Source organism: Mesorhizobium sp. M0040, from assembly GCF_040323505.1.
Taxonomy (GTDB): domain Bacteria; phylum Pseudomonadota; class Alphaproteobacteria; order Rhizobiales; family Rhizobiaceae; genus Mesorhizobium.
Window position 1 is genome coordinate 176,257 of sequence record NZ_JAMYVA010000002.1, and the last position, 21,635, is coordinate 197,891.

The following is a 21,635-nucleotide window of genomic DNA, read 5'->3' on the forward strand; positions in this document are numbered from 1 at the left end:
ATTCCGGGACTCGCTATGATAGCCAACCGTTGCTCGCGAATAAGTGACAATCTCGACGCCACAAAACCGAAATCGTGCAGGGTCGCGCCATGCGGGTAACCACCGATCTGTGGGTGTCGGCGCTGTTGCGCCGGGTTTTCAGCGCCGGCGGCTTTGCCGCCGTGGTCAAGCGCGGCGCGACGGAAGCCGGCGCGGTTTTCGTGCTGGCGCGGGGCAGGCTGGGGGAGATAGCGCTGTTCGGGCCGGCGCCGCAGACGAGTTACGATTCAGCCAGGCCGGACGACCGTTTTTTCAGCCTGCTTGGCGAAGGCGACGATGCCGCCATCTTCGACGCGCGGCTGGAGCGCGAGAAGAGATTCGATCCGGATATCTGGGTGGTCGAGATCGAGGCGGGCGCCATTCCCGTCGAGGAGCTTATCTCGGTCAAGGCGTCTTAACGGCAAGCCTTCAGATGCGACGCGCCTTTGGGGTGGCGGCTATGTCGGCGCTGTTCGGCTTGCGCAGGTCGGCCCTTGCGGCGACGCGCCCAGGCTTGCGAACAATTTTCGACACGGTGTCGGCCTTCCAGCCGCGGAGCCTGTCCAACGCCGCGTCGCGGTGCAGCAGGCGGTAGCGGTCGAGGAAGATGCGGATCGCCTGCGGGTGCGGAAACTCGGTCGGATAGATGGCGGCCGTGATCAGGAACGCCTTGTCTTCGCTAAGGTCGAGCGCGCGCAAGGCGGCCAGCAGCGGTGTGTAATTGTGGCTCGCGGTGAGCGTCCGCGCCGTTGAAAAATCGACTTCGAGCGCATCGGCGAGCGCCGTCTGGAAGAATGCCGCATTGCCGGTCAGCGCAGTCTCGCGCAGCTTGACAAAGGTTTGTGGCTCGACGAACGGACTGATGGAGGCGCCGCTCTCGGCCCGCATCATGGATCGCAACCGGCGGCGTACAGTTTCAGCGGCATCGGAAGCCTCTTGCCTGTTGACCTCGCCCGCAACCACTTCGGCGTTTTCGGACGCGGCTTTGGCGGTTGGTTCCGGCTGCTGCTGCGACCGCACCAGCGTCGGCCTTTCGAGCACTTTGATGAGATCCGCGATCGTTTGATTGAGATCCTTGCGGCGGGCAATGGCACGGGCATGCGGCAGGCCGTGACGTCCGATCAGCGCGATCAGGTCGACGTCGCTGAGGGCGCGCGAACGGATCAGCAGCGGAGCGGCGATGTCGACCCGCTCCTGGCAAAGCCGCCGCACCAGCGCGGCGGGTGCATATTCGCATTCGGAAAGGGCTGCCGCGACGTAGCGGCGCGATTCGACCGAGACATTCTCGAAAAGCGGCAGCGTCAGGTCTTCGAGCTGCGCGATTTCCCGGCGCGAAGGGCGGGTGAGCGAGCAGAACGCCGATACCGCGGCGCGAAACAGCCTTTCGGCCTTTCCCGATTCAGCTCCTGCTGCGATTTGCCTGAAATCCGAAGCTGACACGAAGGATACGCCCGACACTCGACACGATCTGGACAGCGCTCTGCCGGGCTGTACCGGTTTCGCGTTTCCCAAGAACAAAGATCAATTTAGCGGCGATCCGTTAGCGCTCCGTTAACCTACTGCCTTCTTAATCGACTATGGAGGCGTTGCGTTGTGCTCCGGGGCAACCGAGAGGAATACGCGAACCATGGGCATGGTACTGTCTTTCGTGCCGCGAACGGCGGCAACCAATCGAGCACAACAAGCCGCGCCGGCGGCAGTGATCATCTTTCCCGGGGTGCGCTACGAGCAGCGGCCGCTGACGGGCGAAACGCGGCCGGCCGGCCCCGACAAGCCGGGACCTTCGGGAACATTGCCGGTACCGCATCACTGAGCATCGGAACCGGCTTAAAAATCCTGCAGTTCGCAGGAACTCTGTTCGAGAAACCGCGAGACGATCGGCTTCCAGCTGTCGTCGGGCACGAACGAACGGATGACGAATACGCCTTCCTCTATCGGCGCCTCGACGAAGATGGCCCCTTGCAGTTCCTCGGGAAGATCCTTGCGGACCTCGATCATCTGGGCCGGCGTCAGTACAACGGTGTCGAGCACGCCTGCGGTCGCGCTGTGGTCGTTGAACGAGTAGATGTTGTGGCCGCCGCGGTCATAGACCGAAATCGACCAGAACGGCACCTTTCCCGGTGCCTTGACCCGCACCATCCCCTCGGCAAGATCGAAGCGGCATGCCGCCGCATAAAACAGCGGATCGACCGATTTCACCACCGGCGCGCCGCCGGCTTCCGCGTCGAGCCGGGTCATCTTGTAGAGATCCGAAGCCATGGCCAATCGCGACCAGGCGTCGCGTTCGGAAAACTCGGGGACGAGCAGCAGCACGATGATGTGCACGATGCCGGCGCCGAGCAGGCCGAGCAGCACGGCATGCAGCAGGCTACGCATTGCAGCCGACCTTCTGGATCTGCGGCAGCGTGACGTCCGAGAGACCGGTGCTGCTGGCGATCGGCGTGTCGTAGAACGTAAGCACCAAGTACATCTTGCCGGCGCCGCTGGTCAGCAGCCAGTTGCCGGGCGCAGGGCGGCTGCCGACGGAAATGACCACCGAATTGTCGGCCTGGCGCAGCACTTGATAGGACTGCAGCGCAGCCGGCCTCGGCTTGCCGGTCTCGACCACGCCAAGCGACTGGTCGGCGGCATAAAGCGTCCAGAACCGGGCGGTGGGAAAGCCGCCCGCAATCTTGTAGGCACATTGCCGCTTGAGCTGTTCGCCGCCGGAATCGCGCTCGGCTATGAAGGACAGTCCTTCCGCCTGTCCGAGCGCCAGCACGCCTTCGCGAGCCACGCGGGCCTTCGAATAGGGATCTGCCGTCGGCGTGCCGATATCGGGGAAGGCGGTCCATTGGCCGATCCTGATGGCGCCGACGCCATCCTGCAGCTTCAGTGCATACCAGACGCTGCCGCCACCGCCGACGACGGCGATGGCAAGCGAAAGCAGTGTCAGGAAGGCGTTCTTGAGCATGAGGAGGCAGGGAACCGAAGGCCGGGACTGAAAGATTGCCGCTCGGGGATATCGCGGCGCAGGGCAATGTGGCAAGCGGCCCCGCGCAATTGGCCGTCACAGCGCCGACAGCGTCTCCGGCGCAGCGGGCGCGTCGAGCACGGGTGCCGCCTGGAACAGCTTGGCCAGTTCCTTCAGGGTCTGGGTGGTCCGGCTGGACAGCACCGGCGGACGCTCGGCTGCGGCATCGGCTGCTGCCTGTTCGGCGTTCTTCTTTTCCGCTTCCTCGGCCTTGGCGGCGATTTCGGCATCGACGAAGGGGTGATCGAGGCCGGGGATCGGCTTGAGATCGATGTGCTGGTGCGCATAGACCATCAGCCGCTGCCACACCATAGCCGGCAGCGTGCCGCCGGTCATCTTGTTGGTCGCGGTGAAGTCGTCATTGCCGAGCCAGACGGCGGCCGTGTAGTTGCCGGTAAAGCCGACAAACCAGGCATCGCGGTAGGACTGGGTCGTGCCGGTCTTGCCGGCGACGACGATGTTTGGAAGGGCTGCGCGCCGGGCAGTGCCGATCACCGGCACCGCCGCCAGCATGGTGTTCATGTATTTGAGCGCCTGCTCCGACAGCACCCGGTGCGGCGGCGGCGCATCCTTGGCGAAGTCGTAGACCACCTCGCCGGTACGGGTAAAGAGTTGGCTGACGCCGTGCCGGGTTCCGGCAAAGCCGTTCTGGGCAAACACGCTGTAACCCGTCGCCTGGTCCATCACGGTCATGCCCGACGTGCCGAGCACCATGGTCTTGTGCGATTCAAGCGGCGACTCGACGCCCATCGCCTCGGCCATCGCCTTGATCGGCTTGATGCCGAGATAATCCTTGGCCAGCCGCACCGGCACGGTGTTGATCGATTTGGCCATCGCCGTGATCAGCGTGACCTTGCCGGCCGACCCGCCATTGTAATTGTGGGGCGACCAGCTGCCCCAGGAGATGGGTCCGCCGGAAACCACCGAATCCGGCGTGAAGCCATGCTCCATCGCCGTCGCATAGACATAGGGCTTGAACGAGGAGCCGGTCTGGCGAAGCGCTTTGGTGGCGCGATTGAACTGGCTGGCGCCGTAGTCGCGGCCGCCGACGATCGCCCTGACCGCGCCATTGGTCTCGATGACGACGATGGCGCCCTCGGTGACGTTGTATTCCTTGCCGAACTGGCGGAGGTGGAACTCCATCGATTCTTCGGCCGCCTTCTGGATGTTGGCATCGAAGGTGGTGTGAGCGACAAGCGAGTGCGGGCCGCCTTTGGCGGCGATCTTCTTGACCTCGTCGAAGGCCCAGTCGAGGTAATAGTCGGGGCTCTTCTGCTCGCCGCGGTCGACGATTTCGGCCGGGTGCAGCCTTGCCTGCAGCACCTGGCCTTCGGTCATGAAGCCGGAATCGACCAGATTGGACAGCACCACGTTGGCCCGCGCCCGGGCGGCGGGCAGGTTTATGTGCGGCGCATATTTGGTCGGCGCCTTGAACAGGCCGGCTAGCATCGCCGCCTCGGCAAGGTTCAGGTCCTTGACGCTCTTGCCGAAATAGAAATCGGCTGCCGCCTCGATGCCGAAGGTGCCGCCGCCCATATAGGCGCGGTCGAGGTAAAGCTGCAGGATTTCCTTCTTCGACAGATTGGCTTCGAGCCACAGCGACAGGAACGCTTCCTTGATCTTGCGCTCGAACGTCCGCTCATTGGTCAGGAACAGGTTCTTGGCCAGCTGCTGGGTGATGCTCGAGCCACCCTGGACGACGGAATTTGCCCGCACATTCTCGAATATGGCGCGCGACAGGCCGAGCACATCGATGCCGTAATGGTCGAAGAAACGGCGGTCTTCGGTCGCCAGCACCGCCTTGATGACATGGTCGGGCATCTCGTCGACCGGCACCGAATCGCGCTGGATGATGCCGCGCTGGCCGATCTCGTTGCCGTAGCGGTCGAGGAAGGTGACGGCGAAGTCGCCTTGCGTGCGCCAGTCGCCGGCGGTTATCTGGAAGGCCGGCAAGGCCAGCGCCAAAAGGACGACGATGCCGCCGGCACCGAGCGTAAAGCCTTCACTCAACAGTTCGATCAGGCCGCGGCGCCAGCCGCCGACGCGGAAACGCCGCGAGAAGATGGTCGCCGCCTCCCAGAACTGGCGCGCCCTGAAGCCGATTTCGTAGACCGAGGAATCAATCCACGCATCCACCGCCAGCAGCCTTGCGGCGATCGGACCTCTTCTCTTGCGTGGTTCCAAAGGACTGGCCATTCCAGGATCCGGCTGCGGCGGTGCCGCCAACTGAGAAACCGCATACCGGCAATTTCACGGCGGCGCGCCGCTATGACTATTCGTCCATTTTGGCGCTGCCTACAAGGGCGATGAAGATAAGGGCGATGAAGATAAGCGGGAGGTTTGTCGAGGGGAAGACGGCTCCCGCGAGACGTCAGCGCAGGATGTTGGCTGCCTTGCGCGAGTAGGTGGTGTCGTCGAGCTGGGCGAGCATGAACGCCGCTACGTCGGCCCGCGCCAGTGTCGGCAGCAACGACGCCGACCGGATGCCATTGCCGTGGCGAAATTCACCCGTTGCCGCCCCATTGCTCAGCTTGGGGGGCCGCACGATGGTCCAGTCGAGACTGGATTGAACGATCAGGCTTTCCTTCACTTCGTGGTCCGCCACCTCATGGCGCAGCACCAATGGCGCGATGATGTTGCCGAACAGGAGGCCTAGTTGCCGCCGGCCGTCGCGAACGCCAAGGAATGAAAGATAGATGAGCCGTTCGGGGCCGGCCTGCTGCATCGCCGCGACGATGAAGCCGATGCCGGCAACGACGGCCGGATTGCGTTTCAGCGGCACGCCCACCCCAAGACAGCTGAAAACCGCATCATACCTAACAACGGCGCGTTCGACTGCCTGCCGATCGGCGACGTTTCCGACGATCACCTTCAGATTTTCGTGGCTGATGGCAAGCTTGCCCGGCGTGCGGACGAAGGCGGTCACCGCATGGCCCTTCGCCAACGCCGCCGAGACAAGCAGTCGACCCGTCGCACCGGAAGCGCCGAAGATCAGCAGTTTCATCGTCCGCTCCTGGAAACCGTTAGCCCCGCTTACGCCCGGCGACGAAGGCGACAGGCGCCCCGGTCGGGCCGGGCAGCAACCGGCTGTCGGCATAGCCGCTCTGATCGACCAGGTCCTGGGCTGCGCCCTTTTCAAAGACCGTGCCGCCCCACATTGTGGTGCGGAAGCGGGCGAGGGCGTCTCCCAGTGCATCCGGTCCAGGATTGACCATTGCCAGCAGCAGCCAGCCGCGGGGCCGCAACGCGGCGTGGCTGCGCTTGACGATGGCCCTGACATCCGGCTCGGGGATGAAGGCGCTTGGTACGAAAACAAGGTCGAACGCGTCCGTGTCCGCGATATCCTGGCCCAGCCCGGTGCGCAGTTCGATGCGATGTTCGAGCCCGGCTGCCCTGACGTTGGCAGCGGCCTGCGCGATGGCTTCAGGCAGGGGATCGACACCGACCGCCTTCAGGCCGGGCCATTGTCGCAGCATCGACACCGACAGGGCGCCGACGCCGACAGGGCGCCGACGCCGACGCCGATATCCAGGAAGGCTGCGCCCGATGCGGCGAGCCTCTCCGGCAAACCGGCCAGTTGTGGCGCGATCAGCCGCTTCAGCAACGCCGGGAAGCCAGATGAAACGTCGCCGAAGGCCTGGCGTAAACAGGCTTCCAGGGCCTCGACGCTTTCGGAGGAGCGCGACAGCAGCTTGCCACCTGAAAGCAGGTCGACCCGGATGCTGGCCAGCACCGGCGTAAGTTCGATGACGCCAGCACTTGCCACGACGTCGGAGGCGCCGAGTTCGGCAAGCACGGCCCCTGTGCGCCGGGCCACACTGCCCTCGAGTGGCGTGCCGGAAATACGCGCCTCCATCGCCAAACCGAGCGCCACCGACGCATTGGCCGACGTCGCGTGCCGCGCGACCATCGTTCGCAAACCTTCGATATCCATCGATCGCTTCCCTGAATTGGATCAGGCCTATTCTCGCGCGGACGTCAAATTCAGGCGATTTGCAATTTCCGGGCATGCTTGTGCAAAACTGCACAGGTGCGCGGCGAGGAATTGATCTAGACTAGGTTCGTGACCAAGACCGGCGAACCGGACTGGAACGATTTGCGCTACTTTCTCGCTGCCGCCCGTGCGGGAACGTTGTCGGGAGCAGCGCGCGTGCTCGGCGTGCGTCACACGACGATCAGCCGGCGCCTTGCTGCTCTTGAGGCGGCACTCGGGGTTTCGCTTGTCGCGCGAACGCGGCAAGGCATCGAGATCACGCCGCTTGGCCAGACATTGCTGCCGCTCGGTGATGACCTTGAACGTACCATGCAAGCACTGACGGCGCTTGTGCGTTCGGGCAAGAATAGCGTTCGGCTGGCACTGCCGTCGGGCTTCAGCCCCCTTTTTGCCGAGCGTATGGCGGCGTTCCATAAGGCCCACCCAGATATCAACCTGGAACTGACGAGCGGCAGCAGGCCAGTGGACCTGCAGCACGGCGAGGCCGACCTTGCGGTCAGGATCGGCACCGTCGCCGCAGACGATTTGATCGCGCAGAAGCTTTGTGTTGCGGGCTGGTCGATCTATGCGTCCCAGCGCTATCTCGACCGTCACCCAATGCCCATCGACCCTCGCCAGTTGGCCGGACACGAGATCATTGGATTTCACGCAAGCCTTGCCGGCGTCCCCGGCGCCAAATGGGTTGAGGCGCACGGCGCCGGCGCGACAATTGTCCTTCGCGTTGCCGAAATGACGGAAATGATGGCGGCGGCTCTGAGCGGCGCCGGTCTGGCGGTAATGCCCTGCATGTTGGCCGAAGCTGAACCGCGGATGCTGCGCCTTGCCCCCGACATTCTCGGCAATCATCCGGTGTCGCTCGTCTATCGCCGCGAAATCGGGGCGGAGGCGCCGGTGCGCGCCGTCATCCGCTTCGTTGCTACCGTCATCAAGGACCGTGCCGCGCTGATCAGCGGCGAAACGCGATAAGCGTCTGGTGCCGCGCTTGCGTGGGTGCCGAGGATTGGCAGTCGTCACATGGGACGCTTGTCCGCGATCTTTTTCGGGTCGCGGCCTACCATGCCGGCGTCGGCTTTCCTGTGCTTGTCGGCAAGCCTGCGAATGCGATCGAAGCGGCTTTCCTCGGCCACTTTGGTCTTCGCCGCTGCCTTTGGCTTCGGGACGAATGCGATCATGGATCGATCTCCTTGCCGATGGCGCGCCGGGGAAGAACCCCGGCGGCTGTCTTTTCAGGCTTGTTTTGGGCAGCGGCTGGTCAATAGCCCATGCCGCCGGTCGAAGCAGCGGCGTCCTTGGCCGAAACGTCGGTGATCATGGCTTCCGCAGTGATCAGGAGCGCCGCAATGGAGCCCGCGTCCTGCAGTGCCGTCCGCACCACCTTCGCGGGGTCGACGATGCCGGCCTTGATCATGTCGACATAGACCTCGTTCTGGGCATCGAAGCCCTGATTGTGGTCCTTGCCGTCGGCGAGCTTGCCGATGACGATCGAACCTTCGACGCCGGAATTCTCGGCGATCTGCCGGATTGGCGCTTCGAGCGCTCTCGACACGATCGAAATGCCCGCCGTCACATCGGCATTGGCTCCGGTCAGCCCGTTCAGCACAGCCTTGGCGCGCAACAACGCGACGCCGCCGCCGGGAACGATGCCTTCTTCGACGGCCGCGCGCGTGGCGTTCAGCGCATCGTCGATGCGGTCCTTCTTTTCCTTGACCTCGGATTCGGTCGCGCCGCCGACGCGGATGACGGCAACGCCGCCCGCCAGCTTGGCGAGACGTTCCTGCAGCTTCTCCTTGTCATAGTCGGAAGTGGTTTCCTCGATCTGCGCCTTGATCTGCTGGACGCGCGCCTGGATGGTGGTCTTCTCGCCGGCGCCGTCGATGATCGTGGTGGTGTCCTTCTCGATCAGCACGCGCTTGGCGCGGCCGAGCATGTCTATGGTGATGTTCTCCAGCTTGATGCCGAGATCCTCGGAAATCATCTGTCCGGCGGTGAGCACGGCGATGTCTTCCAGCATCGCCTTGCGGCGGTCACCGAAGCCAGGCGCCTTGACGGCCGCTACCTTGAGGCCGCCGCGCAGCTTGTTGACGACCAGCGTTGCCAACGCTTCGCCCTCGACATCCTCGGAGATGATCAACAGCGGCCTGCCGCTTTGCACCACGGCTTCGAGGATCGGCAGCAGCGCCTGCAGATTTCCGAGCTTCTTTTCGTGGATGAGGACGTAAGGGTCTTCCAGCTCGGCGCGCATCTTCTCGGCATTGGTGACGAAATAGGGCGAGAGATAGCCGCGGTCGAACTGCATGCCTTCGACGACGTCTAGTTCGGTTTCGGCGGTCTTGGCCTCCTCGACGGTGATGACGCCGTCATTGCCGACCTTGTCCATCGCCTTGGCGATCATGGCGCCGACGCTGGTGTCGCCATTGGCGGCAATGGTGCCGACCTGCGCGATCTCGCCTGAGGACTTGACCTTCTTGGCGCGCGCCTGGATTTCCTGGACGACGGCGCTGACAGCAAGATCGATGCCGCGCTTGAGATCCATCGGGTTCATGCCCGCGGCAACGAATTTGGCACCTTCGCGCAGGATGGAAGCGGCAAGCACCGTGGCGGTGGTGGTGCCGTCGCCGGCGAGGTCGTTGGTTTTCGAGGCCACTTCGCGCACCATCTGTGCACCCATGTTTTCGAACTTGTCGGAAAGCTCGATTTCCTTTGCCACCGCCACCCCGTCCTTGGTGATGCGCGGCGCGCCGTAGGCCTTGTCGATGATGACGTTGCGGCCCTTGGGGCCGAGCGTCACCTTGACGGCGTTGTTGAGGATTTCGACGCCGCGCAGCATGCGGTCACGCGCGTCGGTGGAGAATTTGATTTCCTTGGCAGACATGATCTTTTCCAGTTCGGTTGTCGTGGCAAGACGCTTGCAGCGCCTGAATCAAAGCTCGGAGCGTCCTTTGCGCGCGCGGGAGGGCGCGCGGCCTTCCAATCAGGCGGCCTTCTTGGCAGCCACGGTCTTGTCGATGATGCCCATCTCGCTTTTTTCGATGATGCCCATGATGTCGGCCTCCTTCATGATCAGAAGGTCCTCGCCGTCTATCTTGACCTCGGTGCCGGACCATTTGCCGAACAGAATGAGGTCGCCGGCCTTGACGTCGAGCGGGATCAGCGCGCCGCTTTCGTCCCGCGCGCCCGACCCGACAGCGATCACTTCGCCTTCCTGCGGTTTTTCCTTGGCATTGTCGGGGATGATGATGCCGCCCTTGGATTTGGTGTCGCTTTCGGCGCGCCGAATGACGACGCGATCGTGGAGTGGCCGGAATTTCATGGGACTCTTTCTGGGGCCGGCTTAGGCGGCCGCCCCCTCTCTATAGGCGCCTTGGCACTCGATTGATAGGAGTGCCAAAAAAATATTCATAGGGCATATAAAATATTGAACGTATTATCTTGCCTGGTCATGCCCTGGTGTTCGGGTCTTGCGGAATATTAATGAAATTGAAGTTCTGTCTTTGAACACCTATTTTACGATGAAGTTCACATTCATGACTTTCGCTTCAAGGGAGATTTTACCGATGGCCGAAGGCAATCAGAACATCATGGAAAAAGCTCAGGCTCGCTTCATGGAAAATCAGAAGAAGACGGCGGAGCGGAACAAAGCAACTGCCGAATATCTCTCGGAGGCCAAGGCGAGGAGCATCAAAACGGCAAGGCTGAGGGAATTGCGACTGGCCAAGGAAGAGGCGGACCGCGCGGCGGAAGCTCTGAATCCGGTCGCACCAAAGAAGAAGCGGGCGTCGCGGACAGTCAAGAAGGCCGTATCTGCATCGACGGAGGCCAAATCATGAGCCTGACATTTCCCAACCCCAGCCGCAGTTACGACGAGGCAAGCAAACGCATTCGCTTCGTTGGCCATGACGGCATGTTCCAGATTTCCTTCTCTGTCGCAACCGATGCCATTTCCAAGATGCAGCCGGGAACGGCGGCTTCAGAAGCTACCTATCTGGCGGCCTTCGACACGGCTTCCAGCTCAATTCATGACGTCGCCAGGAATGCCTATGCCCGTACCCGCAGGAGCATCTACGTGCTGACTGCAGCCGATTTTCGCTAGATCCTTCGAGATCGCTCACAGGACGGTTGCTCAGGACTTGCGATCCGCCTTGGCTCGCCGCTTGACGTCGCGACTGTTCAGCCGGTCGACCATCGCGTCTGCATCGCGCGTATTCATGCCGACCATGAGCTGATGCTTGAGCTCGACCGGCTGGCCGGTGAAGACGTCGAAGACGGTCCCGCTGTGGGGATGCTCCATGCGCAGTGCGTAGCGGTTTGCCATCCTGGCGTCCTTTGGTTTCCGCCCGATCGATGAATGTCGCTCGATCAGGCCTGGGCGATCTCGGTCAGGCCTGGGCGATTAAGAATACTGCCGCTAGGACAAGCTCCGTCCACAAAACGACGGACAGTTTCAAGGCCAGGCTACCGTGCGCCGAGAGCATCTCCCGAGTGCGGCTGACCAAGCGCTTGATGGTCATCGACATAGTCGGCGCCGCAATCGCGACCGGCGGCGCCTTGACCCCAAGCTTTCCGCAGCAGCGATGGCTCGCGCAGAAACCGACCTCGAATGTTTGGAAACCAGACATCTTCATAGCACCGTTCTTTCAAACTCCATGCATGCCAAATGAATTCGCGGGCACCCTAAAGGGCGTCCGTGATGCGAAACGTCGCGGGTTGCAGGAGCAGGGCTTATTGCCGAGATCATGAAGGTTCATAATCCGCATGAGACGCGCTGATTCGCGCTTTGCCGGGATGCCTTCATGCAACGCAGCTACGCAGCCGGGAGGTCGAGGCGACGGGCGAAGGGAAAGACGATGACCGCGCCGGCCGTCGAATTGCAGAGGGCCATATTCGAGGCAGTGAACGGCGATCCCCACCTGTCGGCGGCACTGGGCGATGCAAGATTATTCGACCATGCGCCGGAAAATGTTGCGTTCCCCCACATGACCTTCGGCCGCACCAGCGTCTACGATTGGGCAACGGGGATGGAGAACGACGCAGAACAGTTGCTGACGTTGCATGTCTGGTCGAAATCAGAGGCCAGCAAGGAAACCAATGACATCATGGACCTTGTTAGCACCCGCCTGCGCGATACGGCTCTCTCGCTCGGCGAACATCGCCGCGCCTACCTCAAGCTCGAATTCGCCGAAGCCCGCTACGACGAGGACCTTTCGGCCCATCACGGGCTGCTGCGCTTCCGCGCCGTGATCAAGGACGAGGGCTGACCACCGGGCACTTTTTGCAAATCGGGCAATTTTGTTCTTGCTTTGTGCCGGCAGCTATGCTACTAATTTCCCTATGATGCTGATGGCGCCAGCGACCCGCTGCAGAGGCGGGTTTTTTTTGTTTCAGGTTCGGTTCGCCTGAACTGCCATCGGTTGCCTTGGGCCGGATGCTTCGTCCCCCCAAATGGTCCTGCCCGCCAGATGATGCCGGTTGTCGGCGAAGGATTGGAGGGCTAGGTTAAACATTGGCGATTTCGCGGAGCCGGGCGGCGAAATGGCAATCCGGTAATCTCGCGCTTCAGGGGTGTGGCGGGCATGCATTCGAGCGTTCACCGTTCATATCACGTTCAGCACCGGCGCGTTAGAACGCTGACCATGAACATCCTTCGCCCCCACTTCCGGACCGCGGCACTGGCGCTGTCAGCCGCCGGTCTGCTTGCGTCGCAAGCGATGGCGATCCCCGTTGTCGTGCCCGAGCAGCCGCAGCCGGTCGTCCTCGCCGCCTCCGACTGCTACGCGATCGGCCAGCAGGTGGCCGAGCAGAATGGCGGCACCCTGGCCAAGGCCTCGCAGTCGACACGCGGCGGCCAGCCGGTCTGCATCATCGTCGTGCTCGTTCCGGGCAAGGAAGGGCAGCGTCCGCGTCGCTCGGAGATCGTCGTTCCGCTGAACTGAACCGTGCCGTTTCCCAGTCTGCCGGAATCGGCCTATATCTGACCAGCTTCAACAGGCCTCCCGCATGCGCGTACTCGTCGTCGAAGATGACAAGGATCTCAACCGGCAGATCGGCGATGCACTGGTCGATGCCGGCTATGTCGTCGACCGCGCTTTCGACGGCGAGGAAGGGCTTTTTCTCGGCGACACCGAGCCCTACGATGCCGTGGTGCTCGATATCGGCCTGCCGCAGATGGACGGCATCAGCGTGGTCGAACGCTGGCGGCGCGGCGGCCGCAAGATGCCGGTGCTGATCCTGACGGCACGCGACCGCTGGAGCGACAAGGTTGCCGGCATCGACGCCGGCGCCGACGACTACGTCACCAAACCCTTCCACATCGAGGAAATCCTGGCCAGGGTGCGGGCCTTGATCCGGCGTGCTGCCGGGCACGCTTCGTCCGAACTGACCTGCGGGCCGCTCCGCCTCGACACCAAGGCCTCCAAGGCCGACGTCGACGGCGTGCCGCTGAAGCTGACCTCGCACGAATTCCGCTTGCTTGCCTATTTGATGCACCACATGGGCGAGGTGGTGTCCCGGACCGAGCTGGTCGAGCATCTCTACGACCAGGATTTCGACCGCGATTCCAACACCATCGAAGTCTTTGTCGGACGGCTTCGCAAGAAGATGGGCATCGACATGATCGAAACCGTTCGCGGCATGGGCTACCGCATGCGTAAGCCGGAGGCGTAACGCGGAACCGCTGCCTACAAAACCCGCCGTCTCGAACACGCCGTCGCTGCGGTCATGGCCGCGTTCGGTGGCGTTTCGCGTCATCGCCTTTTCCACGGTCTGGGCGATCCTCACTCTGGTCGTCATCTTCACCTTGATCACCACGCTCTATCGCCAGGCCAGCGAGCGCGGTTTCGACAGCCTGCTTTCGGCGCATCTGTTCAACCTGATCGGCTCGGTCGGCGTTTCTGAAAGCGGCCAATTGACCGGCGCCCCCGACCTTGGTGATTTGAGGTTCTCGGAACCGAATTCCGGCTGGTACTGGTCGGTCGAGCCTGCCTCGGAAGGCGTGCACGGCGATCTCCATTCGTCGTCGATGACCAAGGCGATCCCGTCGCCAAGCGTTGCCGAGGTGCCCTTCAATGCCAGCTTCCAGCGCAGCTATTCAGCGGATGGCATCGAAGGCGAGCAGTTGGAGGTGTTCGAGAGCGAGTTCGTGCTCGATGCGAAAAACCGCGCCGCGCGCTTCCGAGTCATGGGCAACCAGACCGAGCTCGAGCAGGAAATCGCCACCTTCCAGCGGCGCCTTTTGACCTATCTGTCGCTGTTCGGCGTCGGCATGATCGCCATCAATGCGATTGCCATCCTGCTCGGCCTGCAGCCGCTGCGCCGGGTCAGGAATGCGCTTGCCATGGTGCGCGAAGGAACCGCGCAGCGCCTAGACGGCCGTTTCCCGGCCGAGATCGAGCCGCTCGCCAACGAGACCAATGCGCTGATCGAGAACAACAGGCGTATCGTCGAGCGGTCGCGCACGCAGGTCGGCAACCTGGCTCACTCGCTGAAGACGCCGCTTGCCGTGCTGCTCAACGAGGGACGGGCGCTGGGTGGCGCCAAGGGCCAGCTGATCGCCGAGCAGGCCGCTTCCATGCAAAAGCAAGTGGACCATTATCTGCAACGTGCCCGCGTCGCCGCGCAGCGCGACAGCGTCGTCTACCGTACGCCGGTGGCGCCGCTGGTCCAGCGCATGGTTCGGGTGCTGCAGAAGCTCAACCCGCAGACGGCGCTGTCGCTCTCACTGCCGGCCACCGACATCGTCTTTGCCGGCGAACGCGAGGACCTGGAGGAGCTGCTCGGCAATCTGCTCGACAATGCGATGAAATGGGCAAGGAGCGCGGTCGCCGTTTCGGTCAAGCCAATCTCCAGCAAGGGTGGCGCTGGCACGGAAGGCGCAGCCAACCTGTTCGAGATCAGCATCGAGGATGACGGCCCCGGCATTCCCGACGACAAGGCGCGCGAGGTGTTGCAGCGCGGCCGGCGTCTCGACGAGACAAAACCGGGCAGCGGGCTTGGACTTGCCATTGTCGCCGACCTTGTCAACGAGTATGGAGGCTCTCTGGCGCTGGAACGATCCGTCATGGGTGGATTGAAGGCGATGGTTCGATTGCGGAGCCTTCAGTAATGCTTTTCCAGATTGCTTTTCCAGGTGGCCGGCTGCGGCCAAATTTCCGACAAACATCGACATTATGGCCGCGCCAGCTGCTGACAGCGCGGCGGTCCAGCTCAAGAAAGCCGGTATTGGCATGAAGATTCGCGTCGCGCTCGTTTCCGCCCTGCTCGCCGTCTCCGGCTGCACAACGCTCGGCAAGGGCCCGGCTGTTACGGTGACGCCGGCCGCGACGCCCCCCAGCGGCGCCAAGGTGGCGACGACGATCATCTCCGCCATGGGCGGCGGCCTCGTCGGCGGCTCTATCGGCGCCGGCCTGAGCGAGACCGAGAAGCGCAGCGCGCTCGAGGCGGAATACAAGGCGCTTGAATACACGGCGAGCGGCCAGAAAGTGGCTTGGAAGAGCGACGGTTCGGCCCATCGCGGCGAAGTGGTCGCCGCCCAGCCCTATCGCGTCGGCTCGCAGGACTGCCGGCAATACACCCATACGGTGTTTACCGGCACCGCCGGCGCCACCGCGCGCGGAACCGCGTGCCGCAATGCCGACGGCAGCTGGACGCCGCTGACGTAGCTGGCCGGCCGTCGATCCGCCGATTCCGGTCCGGCACTAAAGCGCGTCGCGTTCGACCGGCCTCATGCGACGCGCTTTAGGCTCTTGTTTTGATGCATGGTCGTTATCGCAAAACCGCTGCACACTTTTGCGCGACATGCATTATCGATCGGAGCGGCCCCGCCAAAGCGTCGCAGCACGCTTGTGTTGGCAGGGCCAGGGTCTCGTTCTATTGGAAGAGCCATGCTGTTCTGGGTCATAGCCGCAATCCTGACGCTGGGCGCAAGCCTGGCGGTGCTGCTGCCGTTGGCCGGCGGATCGAAGAACGCGTCCGCTGCCGGCGATCACGACCTTGAAGTCTATCGCGACCAGCTGGCCGAGCTTGACCGCGATATGGCGCGTGGCCTGATCCAGCCAATGGAGGCCGAAGAGGCACGCGCCGAAATCGCCCGCCGCATCCTTCGCCTGAGCAATGCCGGCCACGCCGACGACACGACGACGCAGCCGTCGCGGTCGACAAGGCTGGTGGCGACGGCGGCCGTGCTGCTGGTTCCGCTGGTCAGCTGGGGCCTCTATGGCCAGCTCGGCTCACCCGACCTGCCGTCGCAGCCGCTCAGCGAACGCCTGGCCAAGAACCCCGCCGACAGCTCGGTCGACGAGCTGATAGCCCGCGCCGAGGCGCACCTGGCGGGCAACCCATCCGATGGCCGCGGCTGGGACGTGCTGGCGCCGGTCTATCTGCGCATGCAGCGATACGCCGATGCGGTGACCGCCTATCGCAACGCCATCCGCCTCGACGGCGACAGCGCCGCCCGCCAGGCGGGTCTTGGCGAGGCGATCGCCAATGCGGCCGGCGGCATTGTCTCCGCCGAAGCGCAGGCGGCTTTCGAGGCGGCGTTGAAGCTCGATCCGGCCAATCCGAAGGCCTCGTTCTATCTCGCCATGGGCATGGCACAGGAAGGCCGCATAGCTGAAGCCACGGCGGCCTGGCAAAAGATGCTCGCCGCTCTGCCGCAGGGCTCGCCGTGGCGCGGCGCCGTCGAGCAGGCGCTGGCCGAATCCGCCGCCCGCAGCGTCGCTTCGGAGGCGCCCGCGAAAGGGCCGACCGCCGAGGATATCGATGCTGCTTCCTCGATGTCGCCGCAGGACCGGCAAGCCATGATCAGCACCATGGTTGCCGGCCTCGACGAAAAGCTTCGGCAAAATCCGCGCGACGAGGAAGGGTGGATGCAGCTCGTTCGTTCCTATGCCGTGCTGGGCAAGACAGATCAGGCGCGTGACGCGCTCAATCGGGGTATCGCCGTCTTTGGCGCGGACAGCGACCAGGCCAGGAAATTCACCGCCTTTGCCGCCTCGCTTGGCGTGACGGCGACGGAGTAGACGATGACGCGCAAGCAGAAACGACTGTCGGTGATCGCAGCGGGGCTGGGGTTTCTCGGTGTTGCCACCGGGCTGACCTTCTATGCGCTTGGCCAGAAGGCCTCCTATTTCTACATGCCGGCCGATCTGGCCACCGCCAGCCTTCAGCCGGGCCAGCGCATCAGGCTCGGCGGTCTCGTCGAAAAAGGCACGGTCGAGCGTAGCCAAGGCGCCACCGTCGCCTTTTCGGTGACCGACAACCAGAAGGACGTCAAGGTCACCTATACCGGCATTCTTCCCGACCTCTTCCGGGAAGGACAGGGCGTGATCACCGAAGGCTCGTTTGGCCCCGATGGCGTCTTTGTCGCCGACAGCGTGCTGGCCAAGCATGACGAGACTTATATGCCGAAGGAGGTAGCCGACGGCCTCAAGGCCAAGGGCGTATGGCAGGAGAGCAAGAGTGACTAGCGGGTGCGGTGACAATGGTTGAAACCGGACATTTCGCCCTGATCCTGGCGTTTGCGCTGGCCCTGGTGCAGACGATGGTGCCGCTGTTCGGTGCGCGCACCGGCAACCACAAGATGATGGCCGTGGGCGCACCGGCCGCGCTGACCGGCTTTGCCTTGACGGCGCTGTCTTTCGTGGCGCTGGCAACCGCCTACGCCGGCTCCGACTTCTCGGTTGAGAGCGTCTGGGAGAACTCGCATTCGCTGCAGCCGCTGATCTACAAGATCACCGGAACCTGGGGCAATCACGAAGGTTCGATGCTGCTCTGGGTGCTGATCCTGACCTTCTTCGGCGCGCTCGTCGCCGTCTTCGGCGGCAATCTTCCGGCGACGCTCCGGGCCAATGTGCTTGCCGTGCAGGGAGCGATCGGCGCCACTTTCTTCCTGTTCATCCTGACGACGTCGAACCCGTTCGTCAGGCTCAATCCGGCGCCTATCGAGGGCCGCGATCTCAACCCGATCCTGCAGGACCTCGGCCTCGCCATCCATCCGCCGCTGCTTTATCTCGGCTATGTCGGTTTCTCGATCTGCTTTTCCTTCTCTGTCGCTGCCCTCATCGAGGGCCGCATTGACGCTTCGTGGGCGCGCTGGGTAAGGCCGTGGACATTGGTTGCCTGGATGTTCCTCACCGGCGGCATCGCCATGGGCTCCTACTGGGCCTATTACGAGCTCGGCTGGGGCGGCTTCTGGTTCTGGGATCCGGTCGAGAACGCATCCTTCATGCCGTGGCTGGCGGGCACGGCGCTGCTGCATTCGGCGATCGTCATGGAAAAGCGCTCGGCGCTGAAGATCTGGACGCTGCTTCTGGCGATCCTGACCTTCTCGCTGTCGCTGCTCGGCACCTTCCTGGTGCGTTCCGGCGTGCTGACCTCGGTGCACGCATTCGCCACCGATCCGACGCGTGGCGTGTTCATTCTCTGCATCCTGACACTGTTCATCGGCGGCTCGCTGGCGCTGTTTGCCTTGCGCGCCTCCCGGCTGACGGCCGGCGGCCTGTTTCACCCTATCTCGCGCGAAGGCGCGCTGGTCCTGAACAATCTGTTCCTGACCACCGCCACCGCCACCGTGCTGGTCGGCACGCTCTACCCGCTCGTCGTCGAAGCCCTGTCTGCCGACAAGATTTCGGTCGGCGCGCCGTTCTTCAACCTGACATTCGGCCCGCTGATGGTGCCGCTGCTGGTCGTCGTGCCGTTCGGGCCGCTGCTCGCCTGGAAGCGCGGCGACATTTTCGCGGTCGCCCAGCGCCTGATGGCGGCTTTCGCGGCGGCGCTGCTCGCCGTGCTGGTGACGGCCCTGTTCATTGATGGCGCTTCGGTGTTGGCGGCACTCGGTGTCGGCCTTGCCTTCTGGCTGATCTGCGGCGCGCTCACCGATCTCGCCGTCAGATCCGGCTTCGGCACCGTCGCGCCCGCCACCATGCTCAGGCGCTTCGCCGGCCTGCCGCGCTCGGTCTTCGGCACAGCGCTTGCGCATTTCGGCCTTGGGCTGACAACGCTCGGCATTGTCGGCACGCTTTGCTTCGGCACCGAAAAAATCCTGTCGATGCATGCCGGCGAGACCGTCGAACTGTCCGGCCACAAGCTGCGCTTCGAGGGGCTCTATCCGGCCCAGGGGCCTAACTACAGTGAGGATCGCGGCCGCTTCGCCCTGCTTGGCGCCGACGGCAGCGTCGCAGGCGAGATCACCTCGGCCAAGCGCTCATATCCGGTGCGCCAGATGACCACAACCGAATCCGGCATCAGGACGATCGGCTTCAGCCAGCTCTATCTTTCGCTTGGCGACGAGGGCAGCGATGGCTCTGTGGTCGTTCGTCTGTGGTGGAAGCCGCTGGTGACGCTGATCTGGGGCGGCGGACTGGTGATGATGGCGGGCGCGGCGATGTCGCTGCTCGACCGCCGCCTGCGCGTCGGCGCGCCGTCGCGCCGCAAGGCTGCGGCCGGCGTGCCGTCGGCGAGCCCGCAATGAAAAGGGTCACGCTGGCCTCGCTGGTTCTGCTGCTGGCGCTGTTGTTCGCCGGCGCCGCGCAGGCGGTCAAGCCCGACGAGGTGCTCGCCGACCCGGCGCTCGAGGCGAGGGCGCGCGCTTTGTCGGAAGGCCTGCGCTGCATGGTCTGCCAGAACCAGTCGATCGACGAGTCCGATGCCGACCTCGCCCGCGACCTGCGCATCCTTGTGCGCCAGCGCCTGGTCGCCGGCGATACCGACCGGCAGGTGATGGACTATGTCGTTTCGCGCTACGGCGAATTCGTGCTGCTGAAGCCACGCTTCAATCTGCGCAATGTTTTGCTCTGGGGGACGCCAGTTCTTCTGCTGCTCGTTGGCGGGACATTCATCCTGCTGGCCGCCCGCTCGCGCCGTTCGACGGTGACCGCTGCATTAACTGCCGAGGAACAGGCGGCGCTGGACAAGATGCTCCGCCGCGATTGATCGATACATTACGAAAGTTTCATGTACCGGAAATGGCGCCGTAATGTGCGGCTCTCTATTTCCTTTGTCGAGGATGCCAATCAAGGGGCGTCCCTTGAAAAGAGGATACGAGAACCATGAACGTTGCCCCCAATTCATATCTTCGCACCCGCAAACGCCTTCTGGCCGCAGCCGCATCCCTGGCCATTGCCGGCGCGATCGGCTTTGGTGCTGTTGCCACCGGGACAGCCCCGGTGCTGGCCGACGCCGTGCGTGTCGAGGCACCGCAGGTCCCGAGCTTCGCCGATGTGGTCGAGCGCGTTTCGCCGGCGGTCGTCAGCGTGCGCGTCAAGGCCAAGATCCAGTCGACGGCCGATGACGGTTCCGGCCAGATGGACGACGAGGACGGCTTAGGCAATCTTCCCGACAACCCGCAGCTGCGCCGGTTCTTCCGCGAATTCCGCGGCTTTGGCGATCAAGGCGGCGATCAGGGCCCGAACGGAATGCGCCGTTTTGGACACCGTGACCGCAACAACGACCAGCCGCGGCCGGTGGCGCAAGGGTCCGGTTTCTTCATCTCCGATGACGGCTATCTCGTCACCAACAACCATGTCGTCGAGGAGGGCACCGCCTTCACCGTGGTGACCAATGACGGCAAGGAACTCGACGCCAAGCTGATCGGCACCGATCCGCGCACCGATCTTGCCGTGCTCAAGGTCGATGACGGCAACAAGTTCACCTATGTCGACTTCGCCGATGATTCCAAGGTTCGCGTCGGCGACTGGGTGGTGGCTGTCGGCAATCCGTTCGGCCTCGGCGGCACGGTTACCGCAGGCATCGTTTCGGCCCGCGGCCGCGATATCGGCGCCGGTCCCTATGACGACTTCATCCAGATCGACGCCTCGGTGAACCGCGGCAATTCGGGCGGCCCGACCTTCAACCTCAACGGCCAGGTTGTTGGCATCAACACCGCGATCTTCTCGCCGTCGGGCGGCAGCGTCGGCATTGCCTTCGATATTCCCGCTTCGACCGCCAAGCAGGTCGTGCAGGATCTGATGAAGAACGGTACAGTCCAGCGCGGCTGGCTCGGCGTCGAAATCCAGCCGGTCACCCCCGAAATCGCCGAGTCGCTTGGCCTAGGGTCCGGCAAGGGCGCGCTCGTTGCCAGCGCGCAGGACAGCGGTCCCGGCAAGAAGGCCGGCATCACCGCCGGTGACGTGATCACCCAGGTGGACGGCAAGGACGTTGCTTCGCCGAAGGAACTCGCCCGCCTGATTGGCGCTTACCCGCCCGGCAAATCTGTCGATGTCACGGTGTGGCGCAACGGCAAGAGCGAGGCGGTTAAGGTCGATCTCGGCAAGCTGCCGTCGAGCGACAAGCAGGCCTCGGCCGACCAGCAGCCTGCCCCCGCGCCGAAGACCGACACGCTCGCCGATCTCGGCCTGACCGTCACCAAGTCCGACAATGGCAAGGGTCTTGTGGTGACCGATGTCGACCCCGACAGCGATGCCGCCGATCGCGGCATCCAGCCCGGCGACGTCATCACCTCCGTCAATTCGGCGGAAGTGAACGGCGCCGGCGACGTCGACAAGGCGATGGCCGACGCGGTGAAGTCCGGCCGCAAGGCGGTGCTGATGCAGATCACCCGCGACGACAGCAACCGCTTCGTCGCACTGCCTGTCGCCAAGGGCTGAGCGCATGACCCCG

27 protein-coding genes are annotated in these 21,635 nt (G+C 63.6%); 15 read left to right on the forward strand and 12 right to left on the reverse strand.

Annotated elements, in window-relative coordinates; genetic code table 11:
- Positions 1-89 precede the first annotated feature (89 nt).
- Positions 90-437 carry a DUF1491 family protein gene (locus NKJ91_RS02430; RefSeq protein ID WP_352454316.1) on the forward strand — a complete coding sequence of 116 codons (348 nt, stop codon included), beginning with the start codon at positions 90-92 and terminating at the stop codon, positions 435-437.
- A gap of 10 nt (positions 438-447) precedes the next feature.
- Here NKJ91_RS02430 and NKJ91_RS02435 read toward each other — a convergent pair whose 3' ends face one another.
- Positions 448-1,458, reverse strand: coding sequence for a DUF2336 domain-containing protein (locus NKJ91_RS02435; RefSeq protein WP_352454317.1), 1,011 nt, complete (start codon positions 1,456-1,458; stop codon positions 448-450).
- A gap of 187 nt (positions 1,459-1,645) precedes the next feature.
- On the opposite strand from NKJ91_RS02435, the gene NKJ91_RS02440 reads away from it, so the two are divergent.
- Positions 1,646-1,831 (forward strand): hypothetical protein, encoded by a 186-nt coding sequence (locus NKJ91_RS02440; protein ID WP_023677835.1) that lies wholly within the window; start codon positions 1,646-1,648, stop codon positions 1,829-1,831.
- Positions 1,832-1,845: 14 nt separating this feature from the next.
- Here the strand turns inward: NKJ91_RS02440 and NKJ91_RS02445 are convergent, their stop codons facing one another.
- From NKJ91_RS02445 to NKJ91_RS02470, 6 genes are all read right to left on the reverse strand, one after another.
- Positions 1,846-2,394, reverse strand: a complete 549-nt coding sequence (locus NKJ91_RS02445) for a DUF1254 domain-containing protein (RefSeq protein ID WP_292658433.1) — start codon at positions 2,392-2,394, stop codon at positions 1,846-1,848.
- Complete coding sequence (locus NKJ91_RS02450; protein ID WP_352449049.1) at positions 2,387-2,971, reverse strand: DUF1214 domain-containing protein; 585 nt, start codon at positions 2,969-2,971, stop codon at positions 2,387-2,389. The genes NKJ91_RS02445 and NKJ91_RS02450 overlap by 8 nt, the downstream gene beginning before the upstream one ends.
- A gap of 96 nt (positions 2,972-3,067) precedes the next feature.
- Positions 3,068-5,227, reverse strand: coding sequence for a transglycosylase domain-containing protein (locus NKJ91_RS02455; RefSeq protein WP_352454318.1), 2,160 nt, complete (start codon positions 5,225-5,227; stop codon positions 3,068-3,070).
- A gap of 175 nt (positions 5,228-5,402) precedes the next feature.
- Positions 5,403-6,035, reverse strand: a complete 633-nt coding sequence (locus NKJ91_RS02460) for an NAD(P)-dependent oxidoreductase (RefSeq protein WP_352454319.1) — start codon at positions 6,033-6,035, stop codon at positions 5,403-5,405.
- A gap of 19 nt (positions 6,036-6,054) precedes the next feature.
- Entirely contained in the window at positions 6,055-6,507 is a 453-nt protein-coding gene (locus NKJ91_RS02465) for a methyltransferase domain-containing protein (RefSeq protein ID WP_352454423.1), read from the reverse strand.
- Entirely contained in the window at positions 6,483-6,965 is a 483-nt protein-coding gene (locus NKJ91_RS02470) for a hypothetical protein (RefSeq protein ID WP_352454320.1), read from the reverse strand. Before NKJ91_RS02470 ends, NKJ91_RS02465 begins: the two co-directional genes overlap by 25 nt.
- Before the next feature lie 129 nt (positions 6,966-7,094).
- Here NKJ91_RS02470 and NKJ91_RS02475 point away from each other — a divergent pair, with 129 nt between their 5' ends.
- Positions 7,095-7,991, forward strand: a complete 897-nt coding sequence (locus NKJ91_RS02475) for a LysR family transcriptional regulator (protein WP_352454321.1) — start codon at positions 7,095-7,097, stop codon at positions 7,989-7,991.
- A gap of 44 nt (positions 7,992-8,035) precedes the next feature.
- Here NKJ91_RS02475 and NKJ91_RS02480 read toward each other — a convergent pair whose 3' ends face one another.
- The 3 genes from NKJ91_RS02480 to NKJ91_RS02490 all read right to left on the reverse strand — a co-directional run bounded on the left by NKJ91_RS02480 (position 8,036) and on the right by NKJ91_RS02490 (position 10,335).
- Positions 8,036-8,197 (reverse strand): hypothetical protein, encoded by a 162-nt coding sequence (locus NKJ91_RS02480; protein ID WP_352454322.1) that lies wholly within the window; start codon positions 8,195-8,197, stop codon positions 8,036-8,038.
- Between the two features lie 80 nt (positions 8,198-8,277).
- A complete protein-coding gene (groL, locus tag NKJ91_RS02485) occupies positions 8,278-9,897 on the reverse strand; it encodes a chaperonin GroEL (RefSeq protein WP_352454323.1) in 1,620 nt (539 codons plus the stop codon).
- A gap of 99 nt (positions 9,898-9,996) precedes the next feature.
- Positions 9,997-10,335 (reverse strand): co-chaperone GroES, encoded by a 339-nt coding sequence (locus NKJ91_RS02490; RefSeq protein WP_352454324.1) that lies wholly within the window; start codon positions 10,333-10,335, stop codon positions 9,997-9,999.
- 244 nt (positions 10,336-10,579) lie between these two features.
- Between NKJ91_RS02490 and NKJ91_RS02495 the strand changes: the two genes are divergently transcribed.
- Both NKJ91_RS02495 and NKJ91_RS02500 read left to right on the forward strand, forming a co-directional pair.
- Complete coding sequence (locus NKJ91_RS02495) at positions 10,580-10,852, forward strand: hypothetical protein (protein ID WP_352454325.1); 273 nt, start codon at positions 10,580-10,582, stop codon at positions 10,850-10,852.
- Positions 10,849-11,115: a DUF1488 family protein gene (locus tag NKJ91_RS02500; protein ID WP_352454326.1), complete on the forward strand. Its 267-nt coding sequence runs from the start codon at positions 10,849-10,851 to the stop codon at positions 11,113-11,115. Before NKJ91_RS02495 ends, NKJ91_RS02500 begins: the two co-directional genes overlap by 4 nt.
- A gap of 30 nt (positions 11,116-11,145) precedes the next feature.
- On the opposite strand, the gene NKJ91_RS02505 is transcribed toward NKJ91_RS02500, so the two are convergent.
- Together NKJ91_RS02505 and NKJ91_RS02510 are read right to left on the reverse strand one after the other, a co-directional pair.
- Positions 11,146-11,337 carry a hypothetical protein gene (locus NKJ91_RS02505; RefSeq protein ID WP_352454327.1) on the reverse strand — a complete coding sequence of 64 codons (192 nt, stop codon included), beginning with the start codon at positions 11,335-11,337 and terminating at the stop codon, positions 11,146-11,148.
- Between the two features lie 64 nt (positions 11,338-11,401).
- Positions 11,402-11,647, reverse strand: coding sequence for a hypothetical protein (locus NKJ91_RS02510; RefSeq protein WP_352454328.1), 246 nt, complete (start codon positions 11,645-11,647; stop codon positions 11,402-11,404).
- Positions 11,648-11,869: 222 nt separating this feature from the next.
- Between NKJ91_RS02510 and NKJ91_RS02515 the strand changes: the two genes are divergently transcribed.
- From NKJ91_RS02515 to NKJ91_RS02560, 10 genes are all read left to right on the forward strand, one after another.
- Complete coding sequence (locus NKJ91_RS02515) at positions 11,870-12,280, forward strand: DUF3168 domain-containing protein (RefSeq protein WP_023677827.1); 411 nt, start codon at positions 11,870-11,872, stop codon at positions 12,278-12,280.
- A 375-nt stretch (positions 12,281-12,655) separates the two neighbouring features.
- Positions 12,656-12,955, forward strand: coding sequence for a hypothetical protein (locus tag NKJ91_RS02520; protein ID WP_352454329.1), 300 nt, complete (start codon positions 12,656-12,658; stop codon positions 12,953-12,955).
- A 64-nt stretch (positions 12,956-13,019) separates the two neighbouring features.
- Positions 13,020-13,685, forward strand: a complete 666-nt coding sequence (locus NKJ91_RS02525) for a response regulator transcription factor (protein WP_352454330.1) — start codon at positions 13,020-13,022, stop codon at positions 13,683-13,685.
- Between the two features lie 10 nt (positions 13,686-13,695).
- Positions 13,696-15,123, forward strand: coding sequence for an ATP-binding protein (locus NKJ91_RS02530; protein ID WP_352454424.1), 1,428 nt, complete (start codon positions 13,696-13,698; stop codon positions 15,121-15,123).
- 121 nt (positions 15,124-15,244) lie between these two features.
- Positions 15,245-15,679, forward strand: coding sequence for an RT0821/Lpp0805 family surface protein (locus NKJ91_RS02535; RefSeq protein WP_352449042.1), 435 nt, complete (start codon positions 15,245-15,247; stop codon positions 15,677-15,679).
- A 222-nt stretch (positions 15,680-15,901) separates the two neighbouring features.
- Positions 15,902-17,038, forward strand: coding sequence for a c-type cytochrome biogenesis protein CcmI (ccmI, locus tag NKJ91_RS02540; RefSeq protein WP_352454331.1), 1,137 nt, complete (start codon positions 15,902-15,904; stop codon positions 17,036-17,038).
- Between the two features lie 3 nt (positions 17,039-17,041).
- The gene (ccmE, locus tag NKJ91_RS02545) at positions 17,042-17,485 is read left to right on the forward strand and encodes a cytochrome c maturation protein CcmE (protein ID WP_352454332.1); all 444 of its coding nucleotides are present in this window, start codon (positions 17,042-17,044) and stop codon (positions 17,483-17,485) included.
- A 14-nt stretch (positions 17,486-17,499) separates the two neighbouring features.
- Positions 17,500-19,488, forward strand: a complete 1,989-nt coding sequence (locus tag NKJ91_RS02550) for a heme lyase CcmF/NrfE family subunit (protein ID WP_352454333.1) — start codon at positions 17,500-17,502, stop codon at positions 19,486-19,488.
- Positions 19,485-19,949 (forward strand): cytochrome c-type biogenesis protein, encoded by a 465-nt coding sequence (locus tag NKJ91_RS02555; protein WP_084641257.1) that lies wholly within the window; start codon positions 19,485-19,487, stop codon positions 19,947-19,949. Before NKJ91_RS02550 ends, NKJ91_RS02555 begins: the two co-directional genes overlap by 4 nt.
- Positions 19,950-20,065: 116 nt before the next feature.
- Positions 20,066-21,622: a Do family serine endopeptidase gene (locus tag NKJ91_RS02560; RefSeq protein ID WP_352454334.1), complete on the forward strand. Its 1,557-nt coding sequence runs from the start codon at positions 20,066-20,068 to the stop codon at positions 21,620-21,622.
- The last annotated feature ends 13 nt before the right edge of the window (positions 21,623-21,635 follow it).